Here is a 1,792-nt window from a genome sequence, read left to right as displayed (position 1 = left end):
TGCAGTTTCATGGTGTGGGGGCCAGCCAGTCGTCGACCTTTTTCAAGGTCCGTTCAAAGCCGCTCAGTTCCTCGGGCTTGCCGGTGCCGTCGCCCCCACCAGCGGCGCCGCCGCCAACCGCCGAACCCGGGCCGGATTGCGACGTGACGCCGTTGCCGGCGCGACGGTTCTCCACCCGCTCGGGGTTGGACAGTTTTTCAGATAGGGTGAACTGCACCAGCCACTGACTGAGGGTGTCGTCTTCCCGCGCACTCACACCATCGCTGAATTGCACCTCGCGGATGCCGAATGCGGCGGCGGTGTCGTTGACGATGCGGTACATCTTGAGTTGACCACCGCCGGCCGTGGCCTCGGCCAAACGCATCAGGCTACGCAGTTGCACTTGGTCAACAAAGGGGATGGCCAACGATACCGTCAGGGTTTTGGGTTTGAAGCCCTTGTGCGCCGTCTGGCTGTTGCTGGTCTGCCCCGACAGATCGTCGCTTTCAATACGCAGGTTGGCCGTGATTTTTAGGCGTTTGCCCAGGATCTGTTGGCCGTCGAGTAATAGCGTCATAGGCCGACCAGCTCCCGAACAAAGCTCAGGCCATCCCGCGAACCGACCAACAACACGCCGGCGCACAGCACCCACTCATGACCTGGTGCATCACCCTGCAGCAACGCACGGCGCAGCTCGTTGTTGTCACCGGGGCCCAGGATCCGCGCACGCATGCTGTGATCGGCATTCCCGCCGGCCAGCAAGGCTTTCAGGTCGTTCAGCTGTTTGTTGCGGTCCTGCTGCTGGGCAGCTTTGCGGCCGGCCAGCGCTGCCAAGTCCCCCATGGGTGAACTGTCGGCCGCGTAGCTCTCCAAGACGGCAATCTGGCCGGCCATGGATTGCTTGGCCGCTTTGACCAGCGTGCAGCGCTCCAGGGGCAGTGCAGACCAACGCGGCAAAGGCCCGGCGCTGGGGACCTCCCACTTTTCAGTTTCCAGCCGCGACAGGTTCCGCGCCCGACGTTCGGCGCGCACCAGGTCAGGGATCGGTAGCAATGCATTAAAGCGCGCCAGTGTCTCGGCGAACTGATCCAGGCGCGTGCCCAGGAACATCAGCGACAGCGCGTATTGAGGGCCAGCCGGCCGGCCGCTATCAGTGGCGTCGACCAGTTTGGCGGCCAGCTGCTGCAGCAAATTCGGCGCGGACAAAAACCGCTGGTGGCCACGGCCCTGCCCTATCCCGCTTTGAAACGGCGTCACGGCCAGGCACGCCGGCGCCTCGCCCATCTGCCCGGCCAAGGCTTTACGGCCGGCCTCGATCGCGCCCTTCGCTGCATTGCCCACCGGGCCCGGGTTTGTGCTGGTCATGCCGTCCAAACCCGCCAGGCGTTTCGCCGTGCCGGCCAACTCGCCGCCGGCGAGACCCTGCGCCGCTGCCATCTGGCTCATCCACTGGGTGGACTGCTCGGGCCAACGCATGGTCACGGGCGCCCAGGTAACACTTGGTGTGCTTACCACTTCACAGCCTCCAGTGCTTCGAGGTCACCCGCGTTGAACGCATCATCCAGCTGCTGCTTGAGAGCGTATGCCTTCTGCAGTAGCTGCTGCTTGATCAGGGTGAAGTCGTCACCGACCTGGCGGATCTGCGCGTAGGTATGCGGGCGAAACTCCCTCACTCCAGCCTCATCGCGGCAGGCGTAGAGCGTGTCCAGCCCAGCAAGCACGGCACCGGTCAAATTGAGTTGGTCGTTCAGTTCGCTGCTGTACTGATGGCGCATGCCCAAGGCCGAGGACCAAAACCCAGCGGTGATAGCCG

Annotated in this window: 2 protein-coding genes and 1 pseudogene; all 3 read right to left on the bottom strand. The window is 64.0% G+C overall.

What is annotated here, in order from left to right; translation table 11 throughout:
• Nucleotides 1–7: 7 nt before the first annotated feature.
• The gene (locus tag EJD88_RS19245) at nucleotides 8–556 is read right to left on the bottom strand and encodes a DNA-binding protein (protein ID WP_112192999.1); all 549 of its coding nucleotides are present in this window, start codon (nucleotides 554–556) and stop codon (nucleotides 8–10) included.
• Complete coding sequence (locus EJD88_RS19240) at nucleotides 553–1,455, bottom strand: hypothetical protein (RefSeq protein ID WP_158878767.1); 903 nt, start codon at nucleotides 1,453–1,455, stop codon at nucleotides 553–555. Before EJD88_RS19240 ends, EJD88_RS19245 begins: the two co-directional genes overlap by 4 nt.
• Before the next feature lie 32 nt (nucleotides 1,456–1,487).
• A pseudogene (locus EJD88_RS19235) lies at nucleotides 1,488–1,792 on the bottom strand (hypothetical protein); the annotation flags it as partial.

The organism is Pseudomonas sp. PB105, from assembly GCF_009764655.1.
In the GTDB taxonomy this organism is placed as follows: domain Bacteria; phylum Pseudomonadota; class Gammaproteobacteria; order Pseudomonadales; family Pseudomonadaceae; genus Aquipseudomonas; species Aquipseudomonas cyclaminis.
The sequence above is the reverse complement of the archived record's forward strand: the minus strand, read 5'-3'. Positions and strand labels throughout refer to the sequence as shown.